General features: G+C 75.8%; 20 protein-coding genes. 7 read left to right on the forward strand and 13 right to left on the reverse strand.

All coding sequences use genetic code 11. From position 1 onward, the window contains the following. Window positions 1–50: 50 nt before the first annotated feature. From WJX68_RS01360 to WJX68_RS01370, 3 genes are all read right to left on the reverse strand, one after another. Window positions 51–1,091 (reverse strand): ABC transporter substrate-binding protein, encoded by a 1,041-nt coding sequence (locus WJX68_RS01360; protein ID WP_340285626.1) that lies wholly within the window; start codon window positions 1,089–1,091, stop codon window positions 51–53. Window positions 1,092–1,169: 78 nt separating this feature from the next. Then, window positions 1,170–3,011 carry an ABC transporter ATP-binding protein gene (locus WJX68_RS01365; protein WP_340285627.1) on the reverse strand — a complete coding sequence of 614 codons (1,842 nt, stop codon included), beginning with the start codon at window positions 3,009–3,011 and terminating at the stop codon, window positions 1,170–1,172. Further along, on the reverse strand, window positions 3,008–4,735 hold the full coding sequence (locus WJX68_RS01370; protein ID WP_340285628.1) for an ABC transporter transmembrane domain-containing protein: 1,728 nt from the start codon (window positions 4,733–4,735) through the stop codon (window positions 3,008–3,010). The genes WJX68_RS01365 and WJX68_RS01370 overlap by 4 nt, the downstream gene beginning before the upstream one ends. A gap of 134 nt (window positions 4,736–4,869) precedes the next feature. Between WJX68_RS01370 and WJX68_RS01375 the strand changes: the two genes are divergently transcribed. Together WJX68_RS01375 and WJX68_RS01380 are read left to right on the forward strand one after the other, a co-directional pair. After that, window positions 4,870–5,808 carry a methionyl-tRNA formyltransferase gene (locus WJX68_RS01375; RefSeq protein WP_340285629.1) on the forward strand — a complete coding sequence of 313 codons (939 nt, stop codon included), beginning with the start codon at window positions 4,870–4,872 and terminating at the stop codon, window positions 5,806–5,808. Next, the gene (locus tag WJX68_RS01380; RefSeq protein ID WP_340285630.1) at window positions 5,808–6,923 is read left to right on the forward strand and encodes a GNAT family N-acetyltransferase; all 1,116 of its coding nucleotides are present in this window, start codon (window positions 5,808–5,810) and stop codon (window positions 6,921–6,923) included. The genes WJX68_RS01375 and WJX68_RS01380 overlap by 1 nt, the downstream gene beginning before the upstream one ends. Window positions 6,924–6,933: 10 nt before the next feature. Here the strand turns inward: WJX68_RS01380 and betT are convergent, their stop codons facing one another. From betT to WJX68_RS01395, 3 genes are all read right to left on the reverse strand, one after another. After that, window positions 6,934–9,156 (reverse strand): choline BCCT transporter BetT, encoded by a 2,223-nt coding sequence (gene betT / locus WJX68_RS01385; RefSeq protein ID WP_340285632.1) that lies wholly within the window; start codon window positions 9,154–9,156, stop codon window positions 6,934–6,936. Window positions 9,157–9,255: 99 nt separating this feature from the next. Beyond that, a complete protein-coding gene (locus tag WJX68_RS01390; protein WP_422785633.1) occupies window positions 9,256–10,680 on the reverse strand; it encodes a pyridoxal phosphate-dependent decarboxylase family protein in 1,425 nt (474 codons plus the stop codon). 20 nt (window positions 10,681–10,700) lie between these two features. Further along, window positions 10,701–11,843: a GTP-binding protein gene (locus WJX68_RS01395; RefSeq protein WP_340285634.1), complete on the reverse strand. Its 1,143-nt coding sequence runs from the start codon at window positions 11,841–11,843 to the stop codon at window positions 10,701–10,703. A 156-nt stretch (window positions 11,844–11,999) separates the two neighbouring features. Between WJX68_RS01395 and trpS the strand changes: the two genes are divergently transcribed. Then, entirely contained in the window at window positions 12,000–13,091 is a 1,092-nt protein-coding gene (gene trpS / locus WJX68_RS01400) for a tryptophan--tRNA ligase (RefSeq protein WP_340285635.1), read from the forward strand. A gap of 196 nt (window positions 13,092–13,287) precedes the next feature. On the opposite strand, the gene WJX68_RS01405 is transcribed toward trpS, so the two are convergent. Both WJX68_RS01405 and WJX68_RS01410 read right to left on the reverse strand, forming a co-directional pair. After that, the gene (locus WJX68_RS01405; protein ID WP_340285636.1) at window positions 13,288–13,932 is read right to left on the reverse strand and encodes an MOSC domain-containing protein; all 645 of its coding nucleotides are present in this window, start codon (window positions 13,930–13,932) and stop codon (window positions 13,288–13,290) included. Between the two features lie 53 nt (window positions 13,933–13,985). Next, window positions 13,986–15,524 (reverse strand): long-chain-fatty-acid--CoA ligase, encoded by a 1,539-nt coding sequence (locus tag WJX68_RS01410; protein ID WP_422785635.1) that lies wholly within the window; start codon window positions 15,522–15,524, stop codon window positions 13,986–13,988. Window positions 15,525–15,644: 120 nt separating this feature from the next. Here WJX68_RS01410 and WJX68_RS01415 point away from each other — a divergent pair, with 120 nt between their 5' ends. After that, window positions 15,645–16,859 carry an MFS transporter gene (locus WJX68_RS01415; RefSeq protein ID WP_340285638.1) on the forward strand — a complete coding sequence of 405 codons (1,215 nt, stop codon included), beginning with the start codon at window positions 15,645–15,647 and terminating at the stop codon, window positions 16,857–16,859. A 7-nt stretch (window positions 16,860–16,866) separates the two neighbouring features. Here the strand turns inward: WJX68_RS01415 and WJX68_RS01420 are convergent, their stop codons facing one another. From WJX68_RS01420 to WJX68_RS01430, 3 genes are all read right to left on the reverse strand, one after another. Beyond that, complete coding sequence (locus WJX68_RS01420) at window positions 16,867–18,402, reverse strand: acyl-CoA synthetase (RefSeq protein ID WP_340285639.1); 1,536 nt, start codon at window positions 18,400–18,402, stop codon at window positions 16,867–16,869. A 101-nt stretch (window positions 18,403–18,503) separates the two neighbouring features. Beyond that, on the reverse strand, window positions 18,504–18,848 hold the full coding sequence (locus WJX68_RS01425) for a histone-like nucleoid-structuring protein Lsr2 (protein ID WP_340285640.1): 345 nt from the start codon (window positions 18,846–18,848) through the stop codon (window positions 18,504–18,506). Window positions 18,849–19,064: 216 nt separating this feature from the next. Next, window positions 19,065–20,204 carry an MBL fold metallo-hydrolase gene (locus WJX68_RS01430; protein WP_340285641.1) on the reverse strand — a complete coding sequence of 380 codons (1,140 nt, stop codon included), beginning with the start codon at window positions 20,202–20,204 and terminating at the stop codon, window positions 19,065–19,067. Window positions 20,205–20,255: 51 nt separating this feature from the next. On the opposite strand from WJX68_RS01430, the gene WJX68_RS01435 reads away from it, so the two are divergent. Together WJX68_RS01435 and WJX68_RS01440 are read left to right on the forward strand one after the other, a co-directional pair. Beyond that, the gene (locus tag WJX68_RS01435; RefSeq protein ID WP_340285642.1) at window positions 20,256–21,026 is read left to right on the forward strand and encodes an enoyl-CoA hydratase-related protein; all 771 of its coding nucleotides are present in this window, start codon (window positions 20,256–20,258) and stop codon (window positions 21,024–21,026) included. A gap of 47 nt (window positions 21,027–21,073) precedes the next feature. Then, complete coding sequence (locus WJX68_RS01440) at window positions 21,074–21,571, forward strand: MarR family winged helix-turn-helix transcriptional regulator (RefSeq protein WP_340285643.1); 498 nt, start codon at window positions 21,074–21,076, stop codon at window positions 21,569–21,571. A gap of 41 nt (window positions 21,572–21,612) precedes the next feature. On the opposite strand, the gene WJX68_RS01445 is transcribed toward WJX68_RS01440, so the two are convergent. After that, window positions 21,613–22,899: an acyl-CoA dehydrogenase family protein gene (locus WJX68_RS01445; protein WP_340285644.1), complete on the reverse strand. Its 1,287-nt coding sequence runs from the start codon at window positions 22,897–22,899 to the stop codon at window positions 21,613–21,615. Between the two features lie 208 nt (window positions 22,900–23,107). Here WJX68_RS01445 and WJX68_RS01450 point away from each other — a divergent pair, with 208 nt between their 5' ends. Then, complete coding sequence (locus tag WJX68_RS01450; protein ID WP_340285878.1) at window positions 23,108–24,661, forward strand: AMP-binding protein; 1,554 nt, start codon at window positions 23,108–23,110, stop codon at window positions 24,659–24,661. A 7-nt stretch (window positions 24,662–24,668) separates the two neighbouring features. Here the strand turns inward: WJX68_RS01450 and WJX68_RS01455 are convergent, their stop codons facing one another. Then, window positions 24,669–25,970, reverse strand: a complete 1,302-nt coding sequence (locus tag WJX68_RS01455; protein ID WP_340285645.1) for a L,D-transpeptidase — start codon at window positions 25,968–25,970, stop codon at window positions 24,669–24,671. Window positions 25,971–25,988: the final 18 nt, after the last annotated feature.

Here is a 25,988-nt window from a genome sequence, read left to right on the forward strand (position 1 = left end):
CACGAGGGGGCCGGTCGCACCGCGACCGGCCCCTCGTCGTGCGGGGTGTGTCAGCCCTGCGTGGCGGGCAGCGCGTCCAGGCGCGGGACGACCTCGTCGAGGGCGTAGGGCAGGCTGAGCACGCTGCCGTAGCTCAGCGCGGCGGGCACCGGCCGGTCCCGCTCGGAGCTGAGCAGCCACAGCACGCGGCCCTGCCGGACGGCGTTCAGCCTGCTGAACTCCGGCCGCGCCTCGATCTCGGCCTTCGCCGCCTCGGTCGGGGCGAGCACCAGCAGCTTGTCGACGTCGAACCGGCTCGCCTGCTCCGGGCTCAGCTGCGCCTCGCTGGTCCCGGCCGCCGCGGCGGTGATCGCCTCGGGCGCGCGGAAGCCGAGCTGGGCGAGCAGGTCGGCCTTGATGTCACCGCCGGCGAAGGCGTACCAGTTCGGGGTGTCGTAGGAGACGGCGACGGCGGTCCGGCCCGCCCACTGCGGGTGCGCGGCCTTCGCCTCGGCGATCTTCCGCTCCACCCGGGAGATCAGCTCCTCGCCCTGCTGCCCGCGCCCGACGGCCGTCGTGATCTGGCGGGTCATCACCTGCCAGGACGCGGTGTAGTCCTCGAAGCCCTTCGGCTGCGCGACCGTCGGGGCGATCTGCGAGACCTGGTCGTACTGCTCCCTCGTCATGCCCGAGTAGGACGCGATGATCAGGTCCGGCTCCAGCGCGGCGATCTTCTCCAGCCGGTAGTCCTCGCGGACCCCGACGACCTCCGGGGTCGCGCCCGCGAAGCCCTGCTCCTGCCAGGCCCACCGGTTGCCGGCCGGGGGCTGGGAGAACCAGTCGACGATGCCCACCGGCGCGATCCCGACGGCCAGCAGCGCGTCCGGGTCGGTGTAGCCGAGGGTGACGACCCGCTTCGGCTCGGCGGGGATCTCGGTCGTCCCGTACTTGTGCTCGACGGTGACCGGGAAGGCGCCGGACGCCGCCGGGGCCGCGGCGCCCCCGTCGCCGGAGCCGCTTGCGGGGGCCGAGCCGCAGCCGGCGAGGACGAGGACCCCGAGCAGGGCGGCGAGGAGCGGGCGGAGCCGCCGCGACGGTGGGACGTGGGGCATGGCGATCCTGTTCTGTCGGGCAGTGTGAGTCAGTTGAGGCTCACCTCACTTCCCGTCATGGTCAAGTAGAGGGTCGTCTCACCTGCCGGAGGGCCGCGCCGGTGCTCCCCGCAGCCCCGTCCAGGCCTCCCACAGCCGGGCGAACCGGCCCCCGGCGGCGACCAGCTCGGCGTGCGTCCCGGTCTCGGCGGTCCGTCCGGCCTCCAGCACCAGGACGGTGTCGGCGTCGGCGACCTGGCTGAGCCGGTGGGCGACGACCACGGCCGTCCGCCCCGCCAGCGCGGCGTCCGCGGCCCGCTCCAGCTCGGCGGCACCCGCGCTGCCCGCCTCGGCGGTGGCCTCGTCGAGGATCACCACCGGTGGGTCGGCGAGCACCAGCCGGGCCAGCGCGAGCTGCTGGGACTGCACGACCGTCAGCGGGTGCCCGGTCTCGCCGACGACGGTGGCGAGCCCGTCGGGGAGCCGGTCCACCCAGTCCGCGGCGCCCACCGTCGCCAGCGCGGCACGCAGCTCGTCGTCGCCGGCGCCGGGGCGGGCCAGGCGCAGGTCGTCGGCGAGCGGCCCGGCGAAGACGTGCACCTCCTGGGTCACCAGCACGACCGGGGGCCGCCCGGTGCTGCGGTCCAGGCGCTCCAGCGCCACCCCGCCGACCTCGACCGATCCGGCGTCGGGGGTGTGCATGCCGGCGACGAGCTTGGCGAGGGTGGACTTGCCCGCCCCGCTGCTGCCGACCAGCGCGACCCGCGAGCCCGGCGCGAGGTCGAGGTCCACCCCGGACAGCGCCGGGTGGCCCGCGGCGTAGGAGTGGGTCAGCCCGCGGACCCGGACGCCGGCGTCGGCGGGCTCGGCCGGGTCGTCGGGCGGGCGCGGCGGGTCGAGCTCGGCGACCCCGACGATGCGCCGCAGTCCCGCGACGGCCGACTGCGCGGCGTCGAGCTGGAACAGCACGATGTTGATCGGGGTGAACAGGTTGACGAAGTACAGGGCCGCGGCACTGGCCGTGCCGATCGTCGTCGTGCCGTTGCCGACCAGCACGAACCCGGCGACGAGCACCCCGCTCAGCCCGAGCAGCTCCCCGGCGTTGAGCCGGCCGAAGAAGCGGGTCTGCAGCAGGATCAGGCGCCGCCCGATCCCGGCGACGGCCTCGGCGCGGGCGCGCACCCGGTCGAGGTGGTCCTCGGTGAGCCGGAACGCCCGCACCGTCGCCACGCCGGACGCGGTGTCGAGCAGCTGCTGCTGCTGGGCGCCGCCGGCGATGCGCTGCTCGGCGTAGAGCGGACCGGAGCGGGCGAGGAACCAGCGCGCGGTGACCACCTGGATCGGCACCGCGAGCAGCGCGCCCAGCAGGAACCGCCAGTCCAGCGCGGCCAGCCCGACCAGGGTGAGGGCGATCAGCAGGGCGGCCCGGGCGAACTCGGGCAGCGCCTCGCGCACGGCCTCGCCGACGACCTTGACGTCGTCGGTGACCCGGGCGGTGAGGTCGCCGGACCCGGCCCGCTCCAGGGTGTCGAGCGGCAGCTGCAGGGCGCGGGAGACGAACCGCTCGCGCAGCCGCGCCAGCATCGTCTCCCCGACCCGGGCGATCAGCGCGATGCCGGCGAACGCGAGCAGCCCCTGGCCGACGGCGATCCCGGCCAGCGCGGCCACCGGCCCGGTCAGGGCGGCGGCGCCGGTGTCCGCGCCGCCGCGGGCGGCGAGGTCGACGATGCGGCCCAGCAGCGGCGCGGCCAGCAGGCTGACCGCGGCCCCGGCGACGAGCGCGGCCAGCGCGGCGGCCGCGGTGCCCCGGCGGCCCCGCAGCAGCTCGCCGAGGACGGCGCGGGTGCGCCGCCCGCTCGCGACGGGCAGCAGGCGTCGTGCGGTCCCGTCGGTGCCGCTCCCGTGGGTGCCGCTCCCGTCGGTGTCGGTCTCGGTGCTCATCCGGTCACCACCGTGCGGTAGTCGGTGTCCTCGGTCATCAGTGCGGCGTGGGTCGCGTCGGCGGCCACCCGGCCCCCGCGCAGCACGACCACCCGGTCGGTCACGGCGAGCAGCGCGGGGCTGGTGGTGAGCAGCAGGGTCGTCCGGCCGGCGCGGTGCTCGCGCAGCCGGGCGGCGATCTCGGACTCGGTGACGGCGTCGACGGCGGTGGTCGGGTCGTGCAGCACCAGCACCGGGGGGTCGGCGGCGAGCGCCCTGGCCAGCGCGACCCGCTGGCGCTGCCCGCCCGACAGCGAGCTGCCCCGCGAGGTCACCGGCGTGTCGGCGCCCTGCGGGAGCGCCTCGGCGGCCTGGTCGGCGCGGGCCGCGGCCATCGCGGGCCCCGGGTCGGCGCCGGGGGCCGCGGCCACCACGTTGTCGTGCACGGTGCCGGTGAACAGGTGCGCGTCGTGCGCGGCGACCAGCAGCCGCGACCGGGTGCCGGCCGGGGCCAGGGTCTCCACGCCGGTGCCGCCGAGCGCGATGCGCCCCCGGTCGGGCTCGACGTCGCGGGCCAGGCAGCGCGCGAGCGCGGTCGCCGCGGCCGGGTCGGCGGCCACGACCCCGAGCAGCTGACCGGCCGGGACCCGCAGGTCCAGGCCCGCGAGCGGGCCGTGGTGCAGCCCGTCGAGCTCGAGCGCGGTCCCGCCGCCGTCGCCGGGGGTGGTGCGCTGGTCCGCGGCGGAGCCGGGTCCGACGGCGGGCGGCGCGGAGAGGATCTCCGCGATCCGCCCGGCCGACGCGCGGGCCTGCGCGGCACGGGCCGCGGCCAGCCCGAGGGTCTGCAGCGGGCCGACGAGGAACTGCGCCAGCCCGACCGCGGAGACCAGGTTGCCGACGGTGATCGACCCGTCGAGGGCCAGCAGGCCGCCGACGAGCGCGATCACCGCGAGGAACAGGCCGTTGGCGAGCTGCACGGTGCCGAGGAACCCGGCCTCGGCGCGGGTTGCGCGCAGCGTCGCGCCCAGCGCGGTGCGGCTGCTCGCGGCGTACTGCTCGGCCGCGGCCGGTCCGGCGCCCAGCCCCTTGAGGACCCGGATCCCCGCGACGAGGTCGGCGGCGGTGCCCGCGGCCCGCGCCGCGCGCTCCTGCTCGGCGCCGCTGCGCCGCTCCAGGGGCCGTCCGACCCGCCCGATGAGCCACAGCAGCGGCGGGGTGCCGAGCAGGATCAGCAGGCCCAGCGGCAGCGAGATCCGCAGCAGCGCCACCGCGGCGACGACCAGCGCGGCCGCCGCGGCCGTCGCCGTCGGGATCCAGAAGTTCATCACCGCCACGCGCTTGGCGTCGGCGACCGCGATCGAGGTGATCGAGCCGGGCAGCCGGCCTGCCTCGGCGCCGCCGCGGTGGTCCAGCAGCCGCGCGGCCACCCGGGTGCGCAGCCCGGCGTCGGCGTGCAGGTCGGCGTGCAGGGCCTGGCGGGCGCCGAACCGGTAGCTGTAGGACAGCATCGCGAAGTCCGCGGCCAGCACGAGCAGCCACAGCACGAGGCTGCCGGCGTCGCCGGTCGCGACCGCGCGGTCGATCACCACGCCCACGAGGACGGGGACCAGTGCCTCGCCCACCTGGTGGCCGCACAGCAGGACGGTCGCGGCGGCGACCCGGCCGCGGAACGACCGGATCGTGCCGCGGACCACCTCCCGTGCGGTGACCGCCTCTGCGTCACCGGTGCCCCTGTGCTCGGTCATGAAGAGAGGCTAACCTCACCACGGCCGGGCGATCATGACGGTGTGGCGCGCCCCGCGCGTCCGCCGCCGCCCGTGCCCGTCCCGTCCGTCCGCGGCGCCCCCCGAGCGCCCGCTCCCCGAGGAGGCCACCGCCGGTGCGCGTCGTGTTGTTCGGTTACCAGAAGTGGGGGGCCCGTCTGCTCGCCGACCTGCTGGCGTCCCGGCACGAGGTGGTGCTCGTCGTCAGCCACCCCGAGGAGGGGGAGTGGTCGCCGGTCATCTTCCGCGAGTCGCTGGGCGACCTCGCCCGCGCGCACGCCATCCCGGTCCTCTACCGGGAGAAGGCCGTCGACGCCGGGCTGGCCGCCGCGATCCGCGAGTCGGGCGCCGAGATCGGCATCGCCTGCAACTGGCGGACCTGGATCTCGCCCGAGGTGTTCTCCGCACCGGCCCGCGGGACGGTGAACACCCACGACTCGCTGCTGCCGCGCTACGCCGGGTTCTCCCCGCTGAACTGGGCACTGATCAACGGCGAGAGCCAGGTCGGGGTGACCGCGCACTGGATGGACGCCGAGCTCGACCGCGGGCCGATCATCTGCCAGCGGACCGTGCCGGTGACGCCCACCGACACCACCGAGGACCTGTTCGAGCGCACCGTCGTGCTGTTCGGGCCGCTGGCGGTCGAGGCGTTCGACCGGGTCGAGCACGGCCCGCACGAGTGGCTCACCCAGGACCCGGCGCACGCGTCGTTCTTCCACAAGCGCGCCGACGAGGACAACCGGATCCCGTGGGAGCGGCCGGCGGCGGACCTGGTGAACCTGGTGCGCGCGCAGACCGGGCCGTACCCGAACGCGTGGTGCCTGCACGAGGGACGACGCCTGCGGGTGCTGCGGGCGACCGTGTCGCGCGAGCGCTGCGGCGGCACCGCCGGGCGGATCTTCGCCCGGGAGGGGACCGGGGTGGTCGTCGTCGCCGGGCCGGACGCCTGGCGCGGCGGGCAGTACGGGCTGGTCCTGCAACGGGTCAAGGACGAGGAGGGCGTCGAGCACGTCGCCGGTGAGTACTTCGCCCGGATGGGCGGGTACCTGACCTGATGGGTCCCGACGCGCAGCGGGCCCGGATCCTGCGCCACGCCCTGCTCGACGTCGGCGCCGACCCCGGGCCGGGGCCGCTGCTGCTGCCGCTGCCCGCGGTCGGCATGGGCGTCGTCGCCGAGGTGGAGCAGGTGTCCCCGGTCGGCGCGCACCGGTTCTCCCGGATCGCGCTGGCGACCGGGGACGGTGCGCTCGACACCGCGCCGGACCCCGCCGAGCTGACGGCGGCGCTGCACGACGAGTTCGCCGCCCGCGCCGGGCGCCCGGCCGGGGGCGGTGCACCCGGCGCCACCCACGCGCCCGATCCCGCCGTGGCGGACGCCGTGACGGCCGACCTGACCGACCGGCTCCTGCTCCGCGGCCTGCTGCCGCTGGTCGCGGCCGGCGGCCCCGACGAGCCGGGGCGCCTCGACGCGTTGCGGGCGCGGCTGCGTACCGCCCGCGACGCCGCGCCCGCCGGCCGCGCCCGCGCCCTGCTGCAGCACTGGCTCACCGCCGCCCACCTGTGGCGCCGGCCGGTCCTGCACCACGCGTCCTGGCACCGCACCCCCAACCCGCTCGCCCCGCTCCCGGAGCCGGTGACCGTCGACCCGCCGGTGCCCGACCGCGCGGGCGGCTTCGTCCTGCGCCGGGCCCGGCCGCACGGCGCGGACCTGCGCACCGTGGCGTCCTGGATGCGGCGCCCCGAGGTCGTCCGGTTCTTCGGCCAGCCCTGGTCCGACGAGCGCTGGGCCCGCGAGCTCGCCGGGCACGGGCCCGGCTCGGGCACCGCCGCGGTGCTGGTCGAGTCGACGTCGGACCCGGCGGCGGGCCCGCTCGCCTACCTGGAGCTGTACCGGCCGGCGCGCCACGCGCTGGCCCGCGCGCACCCCGTCGGACCGCACGACGTCGGCGTGCACGTGTGCGTCGGCGCCGCGCACCGCCGGGGGACCGGCGGCGCGCTGCTGGACGCGGTCGCGTCCGCGCTCACCGCGGCCGGCTGCCCGCGGGTGCTCGCCGAGCCCGACGCGCGCAACGACGCCGCCCGCGGCGCGTTCCGCCGCGCCGGCTTCACCGAGCAGGACATGATCGCCCTGCCGCACAAGGACGCCGTGATCGTCGCGCGGGCCGCCTGAGCGGGACGGCTCAGGGGGCGGCTTCGCGCTCCAGGCGCAGCAGCTCCAGGTGCTGCTCGTACTGGTCCAGGACGTCGTCGACGAGCTGGCCGTAGCCGTAGCCCAGGACGGTGTAGCCCTGCCCGCCGCCCTGCAGGTGCACCTCGACGCGGTGGTGGTCGGTGAAGTCGGCCGGCTCGTCGGTGGCCACGCCCGCCGCGGCCGGCAGGGAGCCGCCCGCCGCCGGGGCGCCCGCGGCGCCCGTCGCCCCGTCCCGCTCGGGGCCGGTCGCGGGACCGGCGGCTCCGTCGCCGTCGGGTCCGGGGGACCAGCGCGGCAGCCCGGTGACCCGCGGGACCAGCCGGTAGACGAACGGCATCGACGGGTGCACGTCGGCGACCAGCTCCAGCGGGGCCATGCCGTCCGGGCGCTGCTCGCCCGGCTCCACCTCGGGGGCGGCCTCGTCGCTGCAACGGCGCACCCGGGCCGCGACGCCCTGCCCGCGCAGCTCCGCCGCCACGTCGGACAGCACCGTGGTCGCGGTCCCGGACAGGAACAGGTCCGCGCGGCGGGAGTCGGCGTGGCCCATCGAGCGGCGCAGCCGCTCGCGCCAGCCGGAGCCCGCGTCGTCGCCGGCCGGGGAACGCCCCGGGTCGCGACCGGAGCTGCGCCCGGACAGCAGCGCGGGCAGGCTCGCCCGGCGCGACTCCAGGCGGTGCCGCTCGACGCGCAGCGCCTTCCACAGCCCGAGCATCACCAGCACCATGACGAACGCGAACGGCAGACCCATGACCACCGTCGCGTTCTGCAGGGTGGTGATGCCGCCGACGAACAGCATCCCGAGCGTGAGCAGCCCGGTCGCGGCCGCCCAGAACACCCGCACGGCGGGGGACGCGTCGTCGCGGGCGGTCCGGCGGTAGGAGCTCAGGTTGGCCATCACCAGCGCGCCCGAGTCGGCCGAGGTCACGTAGAACAGCAGCCCGGTCAGCGTCGCCAGCCCGGCCAGGAACGGGAACCACGGGTACTGCGCGAGCAGCTGGTAGAAGCCCTCCTCGGGGGACTCGAGCGCGGCCTCGGCCAGCTCGGTGTCGCCGGAGCGGACGCTGTCGAGCGCCGCGTTGCCGAAGATCGAGATCCAGAACAGGATGTAGAAGAACGGGATCACCAGGGTGCCGACCACGAACTGGCGGATGGTGCGCCCGCGCGAGATCCGGGCCAGGAACAGCCCGACGAACGAGGCCCAGGCGATCCACCAGGCCCAGAAGAACAGCGTCCACAGGTTGAGCCACTCGCCGACCGCCGGGTCGGCCTGCTCGAATGCGAAGGTCTCCATCGTCAGCGTCGGGAAGCTCGACAGGTAGTCGCCGAGGTTGGTGACCATGGCGTTCAGCAGGAACCCCGTCCGCCCGGTGACCAGCACGAACAGCGCGAGCACCAGCGTGGCGACGACGTTGAGCTCGGAGAGCCGCTTGATGCCCTTGTCCACCCCGGACACCGCGGACACCGTCGCGATGACGACTGCGACGACGACCAGCCCGACCTGCGCGGCCAGGCCCTGCGGGACGCCGAACACGACGTTCAGGCCGACGTTGAGCAGCACCACCGCGATGCCGAGCGAGGTCGCGACACCGAAGATCGTGCCCAGCACGGCGGCGAGGTCGACGGCGTGCCCGACCCGGCCGAAGACACGCCGGCCGATCAGCGGGTAGAGCGCCGAGCGGATCGACAGCGGCAGCTCGCGCCGGTAGGCGAAGTAGGCCAGCGCGATGCCCATGAGCGCGTACATGCCCCAGCCGGTGAGGCCGTAGTGGAACAGTGTCCACACCGTCGCCTCGCGGGCGGCGGCGACCGTGCCGGGCTCGCCGACCGGGGGCGCGACGAACTGGGTGACCGGCTCGGCGACGGAGAAGAACATCAGGTCGGTGCCGATCCCGGCCGCGAACAGCATCGACGCCCAGGACAGGTTCGAGAAGTCCGGCCGGGAGTGGTCGGGCCCGAGCTTGATCGAGCCGTAGCGCGAGCACGCCAGGAACAGCACGAACGCCAGCACGACGGTCGCGACGAGGACGTAGAACCAGCCGAAGCCGCTCGCGATGACGCCGACCGCGGCGCCGATGGCGGCCTCGGCGGAGCCGGGGGCGAGCACCGCCCACGCCGCGACCAGCAGCACGCCGGCCGCGGAGCCGTAGAAGACCGGCTTGTTCAGCCGGACCGCGGGACCGTCCTGATCGGTCCCGGGTGTGCTCTCACCCATCGTGGCGCCCCTCTCGCTCGCGACCGGAACGGATGGACAGTAGGCAACCGGACCTATCGGGCGCCAACCGTGGGGCGGCGTCACCGGCCGCCGTCGGGGTCACGCCGAGAGGACGTCCCAGAGGATCTCCAGGTGCTCGGGGCCGGTCGCGACCCCGCCGAACGCCACCCGCACGACCGGGTGCCCGGCGACCTCGGTGCCGGTGAGCAGCACCCGGCCGTCGCCGTTGGCGCGCTCCAGCAGGGCGGTGGTCGCGGCGTCCCCGGCGCTCGCGCGCAGGCAGACCAGCGACAGCACCGGGTCGCACGCGAGCTCCAGGCCGTCGTGCGCACGGACCCGCTCGGCGAGCTCGGCGGCCAGCGCGACGTGCCCGCGCAGGTGCGCGCGCAGCCCGGACAGCCCCTGGCCGTGCAGCACGGCCCACAGCTTCAGCGCCCGGAACCGGCGGCCCAGCGGCACCTGCCAGTCCCGGAAGTCGACGACGGCGCCGGAGTCGGAGTGCGCGTCGCGCAGGTAGGGCGGGGTGATCGACAGCGCGGCGGGCAGGGCCGTCGCGTCGCGCACCCACAGCAGCGACGCGTCGAACGCGGTGAGCAGCCACTTGTGGGCGTCGGTGCAGAACGAGTCGACCCCGCCCGCGTCCGGCGCGGGGTTCACGCCGCCGAGCACCCAGCGGTGTTCCGGGCACAGCGCCGCGACCCCGGCCCAGGCGGCGTCGACGTGCACCCACGCGCCGTGCGGCGCCGCCGCGGCGACGACCTCGGCGACCGGGTCGCTCGCACCGGTCGAGGTCGTCCCGACCGTCGCGCAGACCAGCACCGGGACCAGCCCGGCCGCGACGTCGTCGGCCAGCATCGCCGCGAGCGCGGCGGGGTCCATCGCGCGGGTGCCGGGGGAGCAGGCCACGCTCCGCAGCCCGCCGGCGCCGAGCCCGGCGACCCGCACCGCCTTGGCCAGCGACGAGTGCGTCTCGGCGGTGACGTAGACCCGCTCGGCCCCGGTGACGCCGCGGGCGCGCCAGCCGGTGGCGGGGTCCGGCGCGGCCCGGTGCAGCGCCGCGGTGAGCGCGACCAGCGCCGCCGAGGAGGCCGAGTCCTGGATGGAGCCGCCGCCCCCGCCGTCGTGGGTGAAGGTCTCGTCGAGCCCGAGCGCGCGCGCCAGCTGGTCGGTGACGGCCTGCTCGACCTCGGTGCACGCCGGCGAGGTCGACCACAGCATCCCCTGGGCGCCGGCGCCGCCGGAGAGCAGCTCGCCGAGCAGCGAGGTCAGCGAGGCGTTGGCGGGGAAGAACGCGTGGAACCCGGGGTGCTGCCAGCGCGTGTCGGCGTCCCCGGTGACGGCCTCGACCAGCGACGGGAACGCCGCGAGCGGTTCGGGGTCCTCGCCCGCCTCCCGGGCGAAGCGGGCCCGCACCGTCCCCGGCGCGACGGCGTCGCGCACCGGGTGGCGCTCGATGCCCGCGCGGGCGTCGGCGACGGCGTCGACGAACAGATGGCCGAGGGAGCGGAACTCGTCCGGGGTCAGGTCGGGCACGCGGCGCGACGTTACCCCGCGGAACCGGCGTGGGTGTGCAGGTCGCCGGTGTCCCACTCCGGCAGCGGGTCGGGCAGGCCGAGCCACGCCTGCGGGCCGGCGAGGAGCTCGTCGTCGGTGAGCAGGGCGGGGTCGAGGCGGGAGGTGACGTCGTCGCGGGTCAGGCCGAGGCCGATGAAGACGATCTCCTGCCCGCGCGGCCCGTCGAACGACGACCACGGCGCCGCCGGGTCCAGGGCCATGTTCGGCCCGGCCTGCGACCACATCCCGGCGACGTCGGGCCGCGTCGCCAGCCAGCAGAAGCCCTTGCTGCGCAGCAGGCCCGGCCAGTCCCCGAGCGCGTCGAGCAGCCGCGCGGGGTGGAACGGGCGGCCCGCGCGCCAGGTGACGCTCGCGATGCCGTACTCCTCGGTCTCCGGGGTGTGGCTGCCGTTGAGCTCCTGCGCCCAGCCGGGGGTGGCCGACGCGGCGGCGGGGTCGTAGCGGCGGGTGTCGAGCAGCTCGGCGATCGGCACCCGCCCGCGCACGGCGCGCACGATCCGCGCCCCCGGGTTCATCCGCGACAGCAGCGCCTCGATCCGGTTCAGCGCGTGCGGGGTGACCAGGTCGGTCTTGTTGAGCACGAGCAGGTCGGCGAACTCGACCTGGTCGGCGAGCAGGTCGGACAGGGTGCGCTCGTCGCCCTCGGCGGCCTGCAGGTCCCGGTCGGCGAGGGAGTCCTGGGTGGTCAGCAGCGTCTCGAAGGTGGCGGCGTCGACCAGCGTGGTCATCGTGTCCAGCCGCGCGACGTCCGACAGCGCGGTGCCGTCCTCGAAGGTCCACTCGAACGTCGCCGCGACCGGCATCGGCTCGGAGATCCCGGTGGACTCGACGACGACGTGGTCGTAGCGGCCCTCGGCCGCGAGCTCGCCGACCGTGGTCAGCAGGTCCTCGCGCAGCGTGCAGCAGATGCAGCCGTTGGTGAGCTCGACCAGCTTCTCCCGGCCGCGCTGCAGCCGTACCTGCGCGCCGTCGATGTTGACCTCGCTCATGTCGTTGACGACGACGGCGATCCGCCGGCCCTCGCGGTTGGCGAGCAGGTGCTCGAGCAGCGTCGTCTTCCCCGCGCCGAGGAAGCCGGACAGGATCGTGACGGGTACGCGACGGTCGGCCATACCGGTCACGATAACGATTGTCGATAGAGCGGGTGTAGGGTGCCCCCGTGCGTACCTCCCGTTCCGGCTGGTGGCGGCTGCTCCCCGCAGCCGCGTAGACGCACGTCGTCCTCACCCCGGGCTGCACGAGCAGCCCGGAGGTCCGTGGTGTCACTCGTGCAGCTCCCGTCTCCCCAGGAGCTGGTCATGGATTCCTTCGCCGCCACCGTCGCCCGCATGCCCGCGCTGCGTGCCGCCGTCGCCGCCGACCCGTCGGCGCACCGGGTGCTGACCGGGGAGCGGCCCACCGGGCCGCTGCACCTGGGGCACCTGGCCGGGACGATCTCCGAACGCGTCCGGCTGCAACGCTGCGGGGTGGACGTGCTCGTGATCCTCGCCGACTACCAGGTCGTCACCGACCGGGACGTGGCCGACCGGCTCGCCGAGCACGTCCGCGGCGCCGTCCTCGACCAGCTCGCGGCCGGGCTCGACCCGGACCGGACGACGGTGTTCGTCCACTCCGCGGTGCCCGCGCTGAACCAGCTGATGCTGCCGTTCCTGAGCCTGGTCACCGAGGCCGAGCTGCACCGCAACCCGACGGTGAAGGCCGAGCACGCGGCGTCCGGGCGGGCGCTGTCCGGGCTCCTGCTGACCTACCCGGTGCACCAGGCCGCGGACATCCTGTCCTGCCGCGCCGACCTCGTCCCGGTCGGGAAGGACCAGCTGCCCCACGTCGAGCTGACCCGGGTGCTGGCCCGCCGCTTCGCCGAGCGCTACGGCCCGGTGTTCACCCCGCCCGAGCCGATGCTCACCGACGCCCCGGAGCTGCCGGGCCTCGACGGGCAGAAGATGTCGAAATCGCGGGGCAACGCGATCGCGCTCGGCGCGAGCGCCGACGAGACCGTCGCGCTGGTCCGGCGGGCGCGCACCGACTCGCAGCGGCGCATCACCGTCGACCCGCAGGGGCGCCCGGGGGTGTACGGACTGCTGGCCACCGCCGCGCTGTGCCTCGGCCGCGACCCGGCCGAGCTGGCGGAGACCCTCGACGGTGCCGCGGCGCTCAAGCGGGTCACCGCCGACGCCGTCAACGACCACCTCGCCGGGCACCGGGCCCGGCGCGCCGAGCTGGCCCGCGACCCGGGGCTGGTCGACGACGTGCTGGCCCGCGGCAACGCCCGGGCGAACGAGCTGGCCGGGCGGACCCTCGACGACGTCCGGGACGCGATGGGCATGCGCTACGGCAGCGCCCGGCCCGTCCCGGCCCGCTGACCGCCGGACGTGATCGGGCGTTCGCGCGCGGACGGCGCTCCCGCGCGTGCTGTGGCGCGCGCGGGAGCGGGACGTGCGCGCGGACGCGGGACGTGCGCGCGGGAGCGGGAGCTGCGCGCGGACGCGGGAACCGCGCGCGGGCGACCGACCGGCCGCGGTCCCGGGCGACCCGACCCGGTGGAGGGCGGGGGAGGGGTCAGGTCGCGGGGGTGGTGCGGCGCAGGATCCTCGCGCGCAGCTCGGGCAGCAGGTCGTCCCCGGCGGCGAGCAGGTCCGGGAGGCGGTCGGGCCGGGTGAGCAGCGCCCGGAACGTGTCCGCGACGGTGACGCCGTGCCCGGGGCGGTGCTCGACGGTCACGGCGTCGCCGGCCCGGACCTCGCCCCCCGCCAGCACCCGCAGGTAGGTGCCCGGCCGCGCGGCGGCGGTGAACCGCTTCACCCAGCCGTCGCGCTCCAGCCAGGCGGCGAAGGTGCGGCAGGGGATGCGCGGCACCGTGACCTGCAGCAGCGCGTCGCCGACCCGCCAGTGCTCGCCGAGCTCGGCGCCGGAGACGTCGATCCCGGCGGTGGTCAGGTTCTCGCCGAACACCCCGCCGCGCAGCGGCCCGAGCTCCGCGGCGAAGGAGTCCAGGTCCTCGCGCGCGTAGGCGTAGACGGCCTGGTCGGGCCCGCCGTGGTGCTCGGCGTCGCAGATGACGTCACCGGCCAGCCCGCTGCCCGCCGGCCCCGGGACGGCGATCCGGACCGGCCCGCCGGCCGGGCGCTTGTCGATGCCCGACACCCCGGTCTTGGCGAGGATCGGGCGGGACACCCCGGTGTTCACGGACTCGACGACGGCCACCCCACCGACGGTAGGCGCCCGCCCCCGGGCGCCGCGACGACTTTCCGCCCGGCTCACACGGCGGGGTCCGCGACGGCGCTCGCGGCGCCGTGCTCCTCGCGCAGCCGGGTCTTGAGCACCTTGCCCGACGGGTTGCGCGGCAGCTCCGCGACCAGCGACAGCCGGGTCGGGCGCTTGTAGCGGGCCAGCCGGTCGGCGCACCAGGCGGTGATCGCGTCCAGGTCGGGCGGCGCGGCCTCGTCGGCGGGGACGACGACCGCGAGCGGCGTCTCGCCCCAGCGCGGGTCGGGCACCCCGATGACCGCGACGTCGGCGACGCCCGGGTGCGCGGCGAGGACGTCCTCGACCTCGGCGCAGTAGACGTTCTCGCCGCCGGAGATGATCATGTCCTTCGCGCGGTCGACGACGTAGTAGAAGCCGTCGGGGTCCTCCCGCACCAGGTCACCGGAGTGGAACCAGCCGCCGCGGAACGCCTCGGCGGTGGCGTCCGGGCGTCCCCAGTACTCGCGCATCACGGTCGGGCCGCGGTAGACGATCTCGCCGACCTCCCCGCGCGGCACGTCGTTCATGTCCGGGTCGACGACCCGCACCTCGACCCCCACCATCGGGGTCCCGACCGAGCCGATCTTGCGCACGGCGTCCTCGCCGCGCAGCAGGCAGGTGATCGGGCTGCACTCGGTCTGGCCGAACGCGGTCACCACGGTGGCCTGCGGGAACGTGTCGATCATCGTGCGGAGCAGCGTCGTCGACGCCGGCGCGGCGCCCCAGGAGATCCGGCGCAGCGCGGACAGGTCGCGTGCGGCCAGATCCGGGACGGCGCAGATCGCCTGCCACTGCGCGGGCACGAAGAAGCACGACGACACCCGCTCGCGCTCCAGGGTGTCCACCGTCGCGACCGGGTCGAACCCGCCGGACGGCGGGATGATCACCCGGCCGCCCGCGATCAGCGCGGGCAGCATCCCGGCGAGCCCGGCGATGTGGAACAGCGGCGCCCCCGACAGCGAGACGCGGTCGTCGCCGGCGGTGCCCATGTGCGTGATCGACAGGAACGCGTGCAGCAGCAGGTTGCGGTGGGTGAGCACCGCACCCTTCGGACGCCCCGTCGTCCCCGAGGTGTACATGATGTAGGCCGGATCGGCGTCGGCGACGAGGTCGTCGCCCCAGTCGCCGGGCCCGGCCTCGGCGAGCAGCGCGTCCAGGCCCTCGCCGAGCCGCACGACCGAGCGCACCGACGGCGCGTCGGCCCGGGCCTGCTCGACGGTGCCGGCGAAGCCGTCGTCGCACAGCACCGCGGAGGGTGTGCAGTCCCCGAGCTGGAAGGCGATCTCGCCCGCGGTGAGCCGGAAGTTCAGCGGCACGCAGATCGCGCCGCACCGCAGCACCGCCAGGTAGCTCTCGACGAGCTCGACCGAGTTGAGCCCGAGCACCGCGACCCGGTCGCCGCGCCGCACCCCCTGCGCGGCCAGCACCGACGCGAGCCGCGACACCCGGTCGTCGACCTCGCCCCAGGTCCGCGACGTCCGCGGGTCGGCCAGCGCCGGAGCGTCCGGTGTGGTCCGTGCGTGCCGCGCGACGATGTCCGCCGCCGTCATCCCGTGCCCCGTGATCGCGCCCACCAGGCCGCCTCCCCGTCGTCGCCGAGCCGTACCCCCACTGTGGTCCCGCCCACCCCGGCGGGGCAAGATCGCCCGGTGCCGGGCAGGGTGGCGGCGGTGAGCGCGACCCCGGACGACGTCGTCCCCGACGGCCCCCGCCGCCTGCGGCTGCTGCAGCTGGCCTCGCTGGTCAGCACCTGCGACCGCTTCGCGATCGCGCCGCTGCTCGTGCCGATCGCCGCGTCGTTCTCGGCGCCGCTGGCCGCGGCCGCCGGTGCGGCCGGCGGCTACTTCCTCGCCTACGGGCTCATGCAGGTCGTCTGGGGTGTGCTGTCGGACCGGATCGGGCGGGTCCGGGTCATGCGCACCGCGCTGGTCGGGGCGGTGCTCGGCGGGGTCGCGTCGGTGCTCGCGCCGACCCTGGGCGTGCTGGTCGCGGCGCGCGTGGTGACCGGCGCGTGCACCGCGGCGCTGATCCCCGCGGCGCTGGTCTACGTCGGCGACACCTGGCCGGCCGCGATGCGCCAGCGCCCGCTGTCGGACCTGCTGGCGGCGACGGCGCTGGGCACCGCCGTCGCGACGGCGGGGGCCGGCCTGCTCGCCGACCTGGCCGGCTGGCGCGCGGTGCCGGCCGCGACGGCCGCGGCCGCCGCGCTGCTGTTCCTCGCGCTGCGGGCGCTGCCCGAGCCGGCCGGGGCGGCCGCCGGCCGGCCGGGCGGGTCCGGCCCGGCGGGGTGGCGCGCGGCGGTGCTGCGCCCGCTCGGCGCCGTCGCCGGGAACGGCTGGGCCCGCCTGGTGCTGCTGCTCGCCTTCGTCGAGGGCGCGGTCGTGCTCGGGGTGCTGACCTACCTCGCGCCGTCGCTGCAGGCCGGCGGCAGCTCCGCGGCGCTGGCCGGGCTCGCGGCGGGCGGCTACGGCGTCGGCGCCGTGCTGTTCTCCCGCGTCGTGCGACGCCTGGTCGGCCGCCTCGGCCCGGCCGTGCTGGCCGGCACCGGCGGCGGCTTCCTGGTGGTGGCCTGGGTGTTCCCGCTGCTCACCGTGCATCCGGCGACGGTCGCGGCGGCCGGGCTGTGCCTCGGCGGGGCGTGGGCGTTCCTGCACTCCACCCTGCAGACCTGGGCCACCGAGGTCGTCCCGCAGGCCCGGGCCACCGCGGTCGCGCTGTTCGCGACGCTGCTGTTCCTCGGCAGCTCCGCGGGCACGGCGCTGGGCGCCCCGCTCGCCGACGCGGGGCGCTTCGCACCGCTGTTCGCGGCCGCGCTGGTCGCCTCGGTGCCGCTGGCCGTGGCCGCGGCGTGGACCCGCGCCCGCTACGCCCGCCGCCCCGCCTGAGCCGCGCTCAGACGTAGCGGTCGCGCAGCTCCCGCTTGACCAGCTTGCCGGTGGGGGTGCGGGGCAGGAAGTCGGTGAAGTCCACCGAGGACGGCGCCTTGTAGTGCGCGATCCGCTCGCGCACGAAGTCGATCAGCTCCCGCTCCAGCTCCGGGCCCGCCTCGACGCCCTCCGGCGGCTGCACGACGGCCTTGACCTTCTCGCCCATCTCCTCGTCGGGCACCCCGATGACGGCGACGTCGAGCACCTTCGGGTGCAGGGCGAGGGCGTCCTCGACCTCCTGCGGGTAGATGTTCACCCCGCCGGAGATGATCATGAAGGCCTTGCGGTCGGTGAGGAACAGGAAGCCGTCCTCGTCGAGGTAGCCCAGGTCGCCCGTGGTCGTCCAGGTGTCGTGGTCGGGGTGGGTCGCGGCCAGCGTCTTGCCGGGGTCGTTGTGGTACTCGAACGGGCGCTCGTCGCGTTCGAAGTAGACGGTCCCGATCCGTCCCGGCTCGAGGACGGTGCCCTCGTCGTCGGAGATCCGGATGGTGCCCAGCCCCGCCCGGCCGACCGAGCCCGGCCGCTCCAGCCACTGCGCGGAGTCGATGAAGGTGATCCCGTTGGCCTCGGTCGCGGCGTAGTACTCGTGCAGCACCGGGCCCCACCAGTCGATCATCGCCTGCTTGACGTCCACCGGGCACGGGGCCGCCGCGTGGATGGCGACGCGCAGCGAGGACACGTCGTAGGACGAGCGGACCTGCTCGGGGAGCTTCAGCATCCGCACGAACATCGTCGGCACCCACTGCGAGTGGGTCACCCGGTACCGGTCGATCAGCGCGAGCGCCTGCTCCGGGTCGAAGCGGTCCATCACCACGACGGTGCCGCCGAGTGCCTGCACCGTGGCGGTGAACCGCAGCGGCGCGGCGTGGTACAGCGGCGCCGGGTTCAGGTAGACGGTGTCGGTGCCGAAGCCGTACATCGGCCCGAACAGCGCCTGGTAGGTGTCGCCCGGCTCGTCGACCCGGCGGTCGGGCAGCGTCGGCTTGATCCCCTTCGGACGGCCGGTGGTGCCCGAGGAGTAGAGCATGTCCGCGCCCCGCGGCTGGTCGGCCGGCGGCTCGGCGGAGACCCCGGCGAGCGTCTCGTCGTAGTCGGCGTAGCGGGAGGCACCCGGGATCGGGCCGCCGAACGCCAGCCGGACCGGGGTGTCGACGTGGTCCTCGATCGCGGCGGCGAGCCCGGCGACGCCGGCGGAGACGACCAGGGCCTTCGCGCCGCAGTCCCGCACGATGTAGGCGGCCTCGGGCGCGGACAGGTGGTGGTTGACCGCGGTGACGTAGAGCCCGGAGCGCTGCGCGGCCCAGTAGACCTCATAGAGCCGGGCGGTGTTCTCCGAGACCAGGGCCACGACGTCGCCCCGCTGCAGCCCGGCCGCGCGGAAGTGGTTCGCGAGCCGGGCCGACCCCGCCTCCAGCTCGGCGAAGGTGAGGGTCTCGCCCGAGCCCCCCATGATCACGGCCGGCTTGTCGGGGGTCGTGGCGGCGTGGGTGCCTGGGTACATCGGGGCCTCTCCGTCGGGGCGCGCCGCCGCTGGTCGCCCGGCACGCGCGTCTGTCCGGTCCCGATCCTGCCATCCGGCCGGGGGAGCCGGATGGCGACGGGTCAGGAGTGCGCGTTCTGATAGGCCTCGAGAACCGACGACGGGATACGCCCGCGCTCGGAGATCTTCATGCCCTGGTCGACGGCCCATTCCCGCACGGCGCGGTTCGCGGCGCGTTCCGACGCGCTCGAACCGTTCGACGACGGCGCCGCGGAAGTGCCCGACCGGCGACCGCTCGCCCGGCGGGCCGCGGAGATGTAGGGGGCCAGCGCGTCGCGCAGCTTTCCGGCATTCGTCGCGGAGAGGTCGATCTCGTAGGCGCGGCCGTCGACGGAGAACTCCACCTGCTCGTCGGCCTCTCCACCGTCGAGGTCGTCGACCAGGGTGATCGTCGTCTGCTGCGCCACGTCGTCGTTCCTTCCGCGGGGGAATCGCCGGATCGGCCGGACGCGAGAATCGCCCGGCCGGGCCGGAATCATTTCGCGAGCAGAACAGTAAAGGATGCCGATACGAGCTGTCGAACCCCTCCCCGGACAATGTCGGGGACCGCCGCTATCGGTCGGCGGGATACGACGTCCGGCGGACGAGAATCGGCGGAAAGGGTGCAGCCGGGGCCGCGGGAATCAGCGCGGGGCGGGCCACCACGGATCGGTGGGAACCGCGGCGCGGGCCTCGTCGGCGCTCGTCACACCGGTGAGGTCGATGCGCCGGCCCGGCCGCGGCAGGGCCAGGACCACGTCCTGGTCCGCGGCGGCCTTGCGGGCCCGCTCGGCGGGCTCGTCCCACGGGTGGAAGCCGAGGTTGAACGTCGCCCAGTGGATCGGCAGCATCACCCGGCCGCCGAGGTCGCGGTGCGCGGCGACGGCCTGCTCGGGGTCGGCGTGGATGTCGGGCCACAGGTCGGCGTAGGCCCCGATCGGCAGCACCGTGAGGTCGAACGGGCCGTGCGCGGCGCCGGTGCGGGTGTGCACCCGGCTCGGCCCGGTGTCCCCGCCCAGGTACGCCGAGTGCCGCGGCCCGGCGACCTTCCACGCCGCCCACAGCGTGGTGTTGCGGCGCAGCCCGCGCCCGGAGAAGTGCCGGGTCTCCAGGCAGGTCAGGGTCAGCCCGGCGACGGTCACCACGCCGTCCCAGTCGCGTTCGACGACCCGGTGCCCGGGCACGCCCCACGCCCGCAGGTGCGCCCCCACCCCGAGCGGCCCGACGAACACCGCCGCGGTGTCGCGGGCGAGCGCGGTGACCGTGGGGCGGTCGAGGTGGTCGTAGTGGTCGTGGCTGATCAGTACGACGTCCGGCTCGCCGAGCACGGCCAGGGGCGCCACCGGCGGGTGCATCCGGCGCGGGCCGAGGAACGGCACGGGGGAGGCGTACTCCGACCAGACCGGGTCGAGGAGCACCCGGCGGCCGTCGATCTCCAGCAGCACGCCGGCGTGCCCGAGCCAGGTCGCGGCCAGCCCGGCCGCCGGGCCCGGCGGCTCCGGCGCGGTGAGGGGCACCGGGGCGGGCGCGACGCCCTCGGTGCGCCGTCCGACCAGCATGTTGGCGATCATCCGCAGCGACGCCTTCGCCCGGGGCAGTCCGGGCTCGGTGTTGGCGAACACGCCGTCGACGGCGTGCGGCGAGCCGTCGGCGATGCGGCGCAGCTCGCGCGCCGGGGCGCCGATGTTGCGGCGCACGTGCACGGCGAGTGCGGCACCGGCCCCGGTCAGGGCGAGCGGGACGGACAGGGCGGCCACGGTGCGGACGCGGTTGCTGCGGGACACGATCACCACAGTACGAACGCGCCGGGCCCGCTCCCACCTACAGTCACGATCGTGACGGACGGCATGGCGGGCGTGCGGGTGGTGACCGAGCGGCACGGGCACGTGCTGCTGATCCGGATGGCGCGCCCGGAGAAACGCAACGCGGTCGACGCGGCGATGACCGCGGGGCTCGACGAGGCGCTCAACACCCTCGACGACGACCCGGACCTGTGGTGCGGGGTGCTCGCCGGGGACGCCGTCGCGTTCTGTGCGGGCACCGACCTGGCCGCGGGCTCGGGCGGGCCGACCCCGCGCGGCGGCAACTACGGCGTGGTCCGCCGCGACCGGCGCCGCCCGCTGATCGCCGCCGTCGAGGGCGTCGCCTACGGCGGCGGGTTCGAGATCGTGCTGGCCTGCGACATGGTCGTCGCGTCGGCGACGGCCCGGTTCGGGCTCCCCGAGGTCGCCCGCGGGCTCGTCGCGAACTGCGGGGCGCTGTTCCGGGCGCCGCGGCCGCTGCCGCTCAACGTCGCCAAGCAGATGCTGGTCACCGGCCGCCCGATCGGCGCCGAGCGCGCGTACGCGCTCGGGCTGGTGACCGAGCTCGTCGGGCCGGGGGACGCCGAGGCCGCCGCGCTGGAGCTCGCGGCGCAGGTGTGCGAGAACTCGCCGCTGGCGGTGTCGGTGTCGCTGCGCGCGCTGGAGCGCGTCGTGTCCGAACCGGACGACCGCGGGTGGCACGCCACCGAGATCGCGTCCGCGGCGATCGAGCGGTCCGAGGACCGGGCGGAGGGGATCGCGGCGTTCCTGGAGAAGCGCCCGCCGCGCTGGACCGGGCGCTGAGGCCGTCCCGGCACCCGGCCGCGGCCGCGGCGACTACGCTCGGGGTCATGCCCGCCCGGACGCGACGTGAGGACCTGGTCGCGCTGCTGCAGGACTACGCGGGCGAGGCCGAGCTGCTCGGCCAGGAGTTCGCGGGCCGCCACCGCCTGCACCCGACCGACCTGCACGCGCTGCTCGCGGTGATGAAGGCCGACGCGGCCGGCACCCCGCTCACACCCGGCGTGCTGGGGTCGCGGCTCGGGCTCTCGACCGGGGCGACGACGGCGCTGGTCGACCGGCTCGAGCGCGCCGGGCACGTGCGGCGCAGCCGCGAGTCCGCCGACCGGCGCCGCGTCACGCTGCGCCAGGCCGAGAACGCGGCCGAGGTCGGCGGTGCGTTCTTCGGCCCGCTCGGCGCGCGGATGGACGCGGTCCTCGCCGGGTTCGACGACGACGAGCTCGCCGCCGCCGCGCGGTTCCTGTCCGCGATGAACGCCATGGTGGCCGCCTACCGCGCCGACCTGGCCGCGGAGCCCGCCGACGAGGTCGACGCCCCGGCGTCCTAGGTGCCCCCGCCCGTGGCCGGGCGGGGACACCCGCGCCGGCCTCAGGCGTCCGCGGTCGCGGCGTCGAGGTACTGCGCGAACTTCGCCCGCGCCGCCTCGGTGCGCGTCGGGACGTGCTCGGTCGGGACGTCGACCGGGGTGTAGCCACGCAGGATGCGGCGGGCGACCGACTCCTTGTGCACCTCGTCGGGGCCGTCGTAGATGCGCGCGGCGCGGGCCGCCCGGTACATCTGCTCGAGCGGCAGGTCGCCGGAGAAGCCGAGCGAGCCGTGCACCTGGATGGCCCGGTCGATCACGTCGTGCAGGACCCGCGCGCCCCAGTACTTGATCATCCCGATCTCGACGCGGGCGTTGGACGCGCCGACCTGGTCCATCGTCCAGGCCGCGTGCAGGGTCAGCAGGCGGGCGGCGGCCATGTCGGCCGCGGACTGCGCGATCATGTCCTGCACCATCTGCTTGTCGGCCAGGCGGGAGCCGCTCGCGGTGCGCGAGACGGCGCGCTCGCACAGCATGTCGAACGCCCGCTGGGACTGGCCGAGCCAGCGCATCGCGTGGTGGATGCGGCCCGGGCCGAGGCGCTGCTGGGCGAGCTTGAACCCGTCGCCGGGGTTGCCGACGAGGTTCTCCACCGGCACCCGCACGCCGCGGTAGACGACCTCGGCGTGCCCGCCGTAGATCTCGCCGCCGATCTCGGGGTGGTCCATCACCGGGATGTCGCGCACGACCTCCACACCCGGGGTGTCGGTCGGCACGACGATCATCGACGCCCGCTGGTACGGCGGCGCGTCGGGGTCGGTGACGACCATGACGATGAGGAAGTCCGAGCCGGTCGCGTTCGAGGAGAACCACTTGTGGCCGTCGATGACGTACTCGTCGCCGTCGCGGACGGCACGGGTCGCGAGCATCGTCGGGTCCGCACCCGCGCCCGGCTCGGTCATCGAGAAGCAGGACCGCAGCTCGCCGCGCAGCAGCGGGTGCATCCAGCGTTCCTTCTGCTCGGCGCTGCCGCCGATGGCGAGCAGCTCGGCGTTGCCCGAGTCCGGCGCCTGGTTGCCGAAGATGCCCGGCGCGTAGCGGCAGCGGCCCAGGATCTCGTGCATCAGCCCCAGCGCGACCTGGCCGAACCCGCCGCCGCCGAGCTCTGGCGGCAGGTGCGCCGCCCACAGTCCCTGCTCGCGGACCTGCTCCTTCATCGGCGCGGTGATCCGGGCGAAGGTCGCACGGTCCAGGTCGAGCGTCTCCAGCGGGATGATCTCGTCGCGGACGAAGCCGCGCATCCACTTCAGCTTCTCCTCGAACTCCGGGTCGGTGCTGAAGTCCCATGCCATGGTCGGAACGTCCCCTCGTCGCGCGTCGGGCGGCACCGCTGCCGCCGGGGTCGAACGTAACCCGGCGCGGGCGGCGTTGTCCGCCCCCGGGCGGCGCCGCGTCCGATTGCGCCCGGGCGCACCGGCGGGGACGCTCGCCCCCATGACCGCCCGCGACAGCGACGTCGACCCGGCCCCGTCCCCGCACCCGGCCGGGGTGCCGGCGGACCTGCAGGCCCTGTCGTTCGAGCCGCTCACCCCCACCGCGTTCCTCGACCGCGCCGCGGCCGCGCACGGCGACCGGGTCGCGATCGTCGACGGCGGCACCCGGTTCACCTACACCGAGTTCCGCGACCGCTGCCGGCGCCTGGCCGGCTCGCTGAGCGGCCTGCACGACGGCCGTCCGGTCGCGGTGCTGGTGCCCAACACCCACGTCGGGCTGGAGGCGGCGCACGCCGTCCCGTGGTCGGGCGTGCCGCTGGTCGCGGTCAACACGCGGCTCTCGGCGCGCGAGGTGGCCTGGATCCTGGAGCACTCGCGGGCGTCGGTGCTGGTCCACGACCCCGTGTTCGACGACCTCGTCGCCGAGGCCACCGGGCTGCTCGGCGCCGCACCGCGCACGGTCCGGGTCGGGCCCGACTACGAGCGGCTGGTGGCCGACGGCGAGCCCACCGCCGTCCGGCCGGCCGACGAGCGGGGCCTGCTGTCGATCAACTACACGTCCGGGACGACCGGGAACCCCAAGGGCGTCATGTACCACCACCGCGGCGCCTACCTGCAGGCGCTGGCGATGGCCGGGCACACCGGGCTGTCGCCGTCGTCGGTGCACCTGTGGACGCTGCCGATGTTCCACTGCAACGGCTGGTGCTTCCCGTGGGCGGTCACCGCGGCCGCCGCCACCCACGTCTGCCTGCCGAAGGTCGAGCCCGCCCGGATCTGGGAGCTGGTCCGCGAGCAGGGCGTCACCCACCTCAACGGCGCCCCGACCGTGCTGTCGATGATCGCCTACGCGCCGGAGGCCGGGCCGGTGCGGACGCCGGTGGCCGTCGCGACCGGGGGAGCTCCGCCGTCGCCGGCGATCCTGCGCCGGATGGCCGAGCTGGGGTTCCGGGTCACCCACCTCTACGGGCTCACCGAGACCTTCGGCCCGGCGATGATCTGCGACTGGCGCCCCGAGTGGGACGAGCTCGACGGCGACGAGCAGGCCCGGATGAAGGCCCGCCAGGGCGTCGGGAACATGATCTCCTGCGCCGTGCGGGTGATCGACGACGACGGCGCCGACGTCCCGCCCGACGCCACCACGACCGGGCAGATCGCGCTGCGCGGCAACAACGTCATGCTCGGCTACCTCGACGACGAGCAGGCCACCCGCGACGCCGCCCCGGACGGCTGGTTCCGGACCGGCGACATCGGCGTCATGCACCCCGACGGCTACGTCGAGCTCCGCGACCGCTCGAAGGACGTGATCATCTCCGGTGGGGAGAACATCGCCAGCGTCGAGGTGGAGCAGGCGATCGCCGACCATCCGGCCGTGCTGGAGGTGGCCGTGATCGCCGTCCCGGACGACCGGTGGGGCGAGGTCCCCGGGGCCTGGGTGACCCTGCGCGAGGGCGAGGCCGCCACCGAGGAGGAGATCGTCGAGCACGTCCGCACCCGGCTCGCCCGGTTCAAGGCGCCGAAGCGGGTCACCTTCGGCGAGCTGCCCAAGACCTCCACCGGCAAGATCCAGAAGTTCGTGCTGCGCGACGAGGCGTGGGCGGGCCAGGAGCGGCGGATCCGGTGAGACCCGCTCAGCGCAGGGCGCTGAGCGAGCGCCACTCGTCCCAGGGGACCGCCCAGTCGTAGAGGTCGCCGTCGGCGGCGGTGAGCGGCTGCGAGCTCCCGGTCACCTCGACCGGGTCGCCGAAGGTCGCGCTCGCGAAGAACTCCTTCGCGTCGCGGGTGGACAGGTTGACGCAGCCGTGGCTGACGTTGCGGCTGCCCTGCGCCCAGGACGACGCCGGGTTGGCGTGGATGAACTCGCCGTTGTTGGAGATGCGCACCGCCCAGAACTGCGGCTCGTCGACGTAGCCGTAGTCGGGGTTGCTCATCAGCACCTTCTCCGACTTCGCCATGACGACGTGCACGCCGGAGCGGGTCACCCGGCGCGGGTCGGACTCCAGGCCGTAGGAGGCGTCGTAGCGGGCGACCTCGCGTCCGTCGCGGACGACGACGATCGCGTGGCTGCGGGTGTCGGCCCGCACGACCTGGCTGCGGCCGACGGTGAAGCTCCGGTCCAGGTCCTCGGTCATCCAGGTGTCCCCGCCGAGGTCGAGGCCGCGCAGCGCGCCCTGCACCCGGACCTCGGTGTGCGCCGGCCAGTAGGCCTTCGGCCGGTAGTGCACCCGCGAGCCCTCGGCGGTGTCGGGCAGCCAGGCCCAGGCGCCCTCCGCCTTCTTCGACGCGGTGACCGTGAGCGCGCGTTCGACCGCGGCCTTCGCGGTGTCGGACAGGTCCTCGCCGAAGGTGAGCACGATCGGCGCGCCGACGCCGACCTCGCCGCCGTCGCGGATGTTCATGGTGGCCTCGACGGTGTCGCCGGGGTCGACCGTGGAGAACGGCGCGGCCGGGACGGGGCGGCGGTCCTGCGGGCCGAGCACCCAGCTGCCCGACCAGCGGTAGGTGGTCGCGAAGTCCAGCGGGCCGGACGCGGTCCAGGTGCGGCCGTCGGGGGAGAGCGTGCCGGGCACGGTGACCGGGCCGTCGCCGGAGTCACCGGTCAGCGCGACCCCCTGCAGGGTGCCGGTGCTGACCGCGGTGCGGACGGGACCGCGCGGGGCGACCGGCGCCGTACCCGTCGCGGGCAGGGAGGTGAGGACCTGCGGCACGGGCGGGGCCTCGGGTGCCGGGCGGAGGCGGTCGACGGCCCCGGCGACGTTGCGGGCCAGCGTGTCGCCGATGCGGCCCCCGGCGACGGCGGCCGTCCCCCCGGCGACGAGCACCACGAGCGCGACCAGCCCCGCACCCAGCAACGCCAGGCTCCGCCGGTGCAGCGAGCGCCGCCGGCGGCGCGGCGTGTGCCGGCCGCGCGAGTGCTCCCAGGACCTCGACATGACCGGAGATCATGGCCC

This window comes from Pseudonocardia spirodelae, from assembly GCF_037727765.1.
GTDB lineage: Bacteria > Actinomycetota > Actinomycetes > Mycobacteriales > Pseudonocardiaceae > Pseudonocardia > Pseudonocardia spirodelae.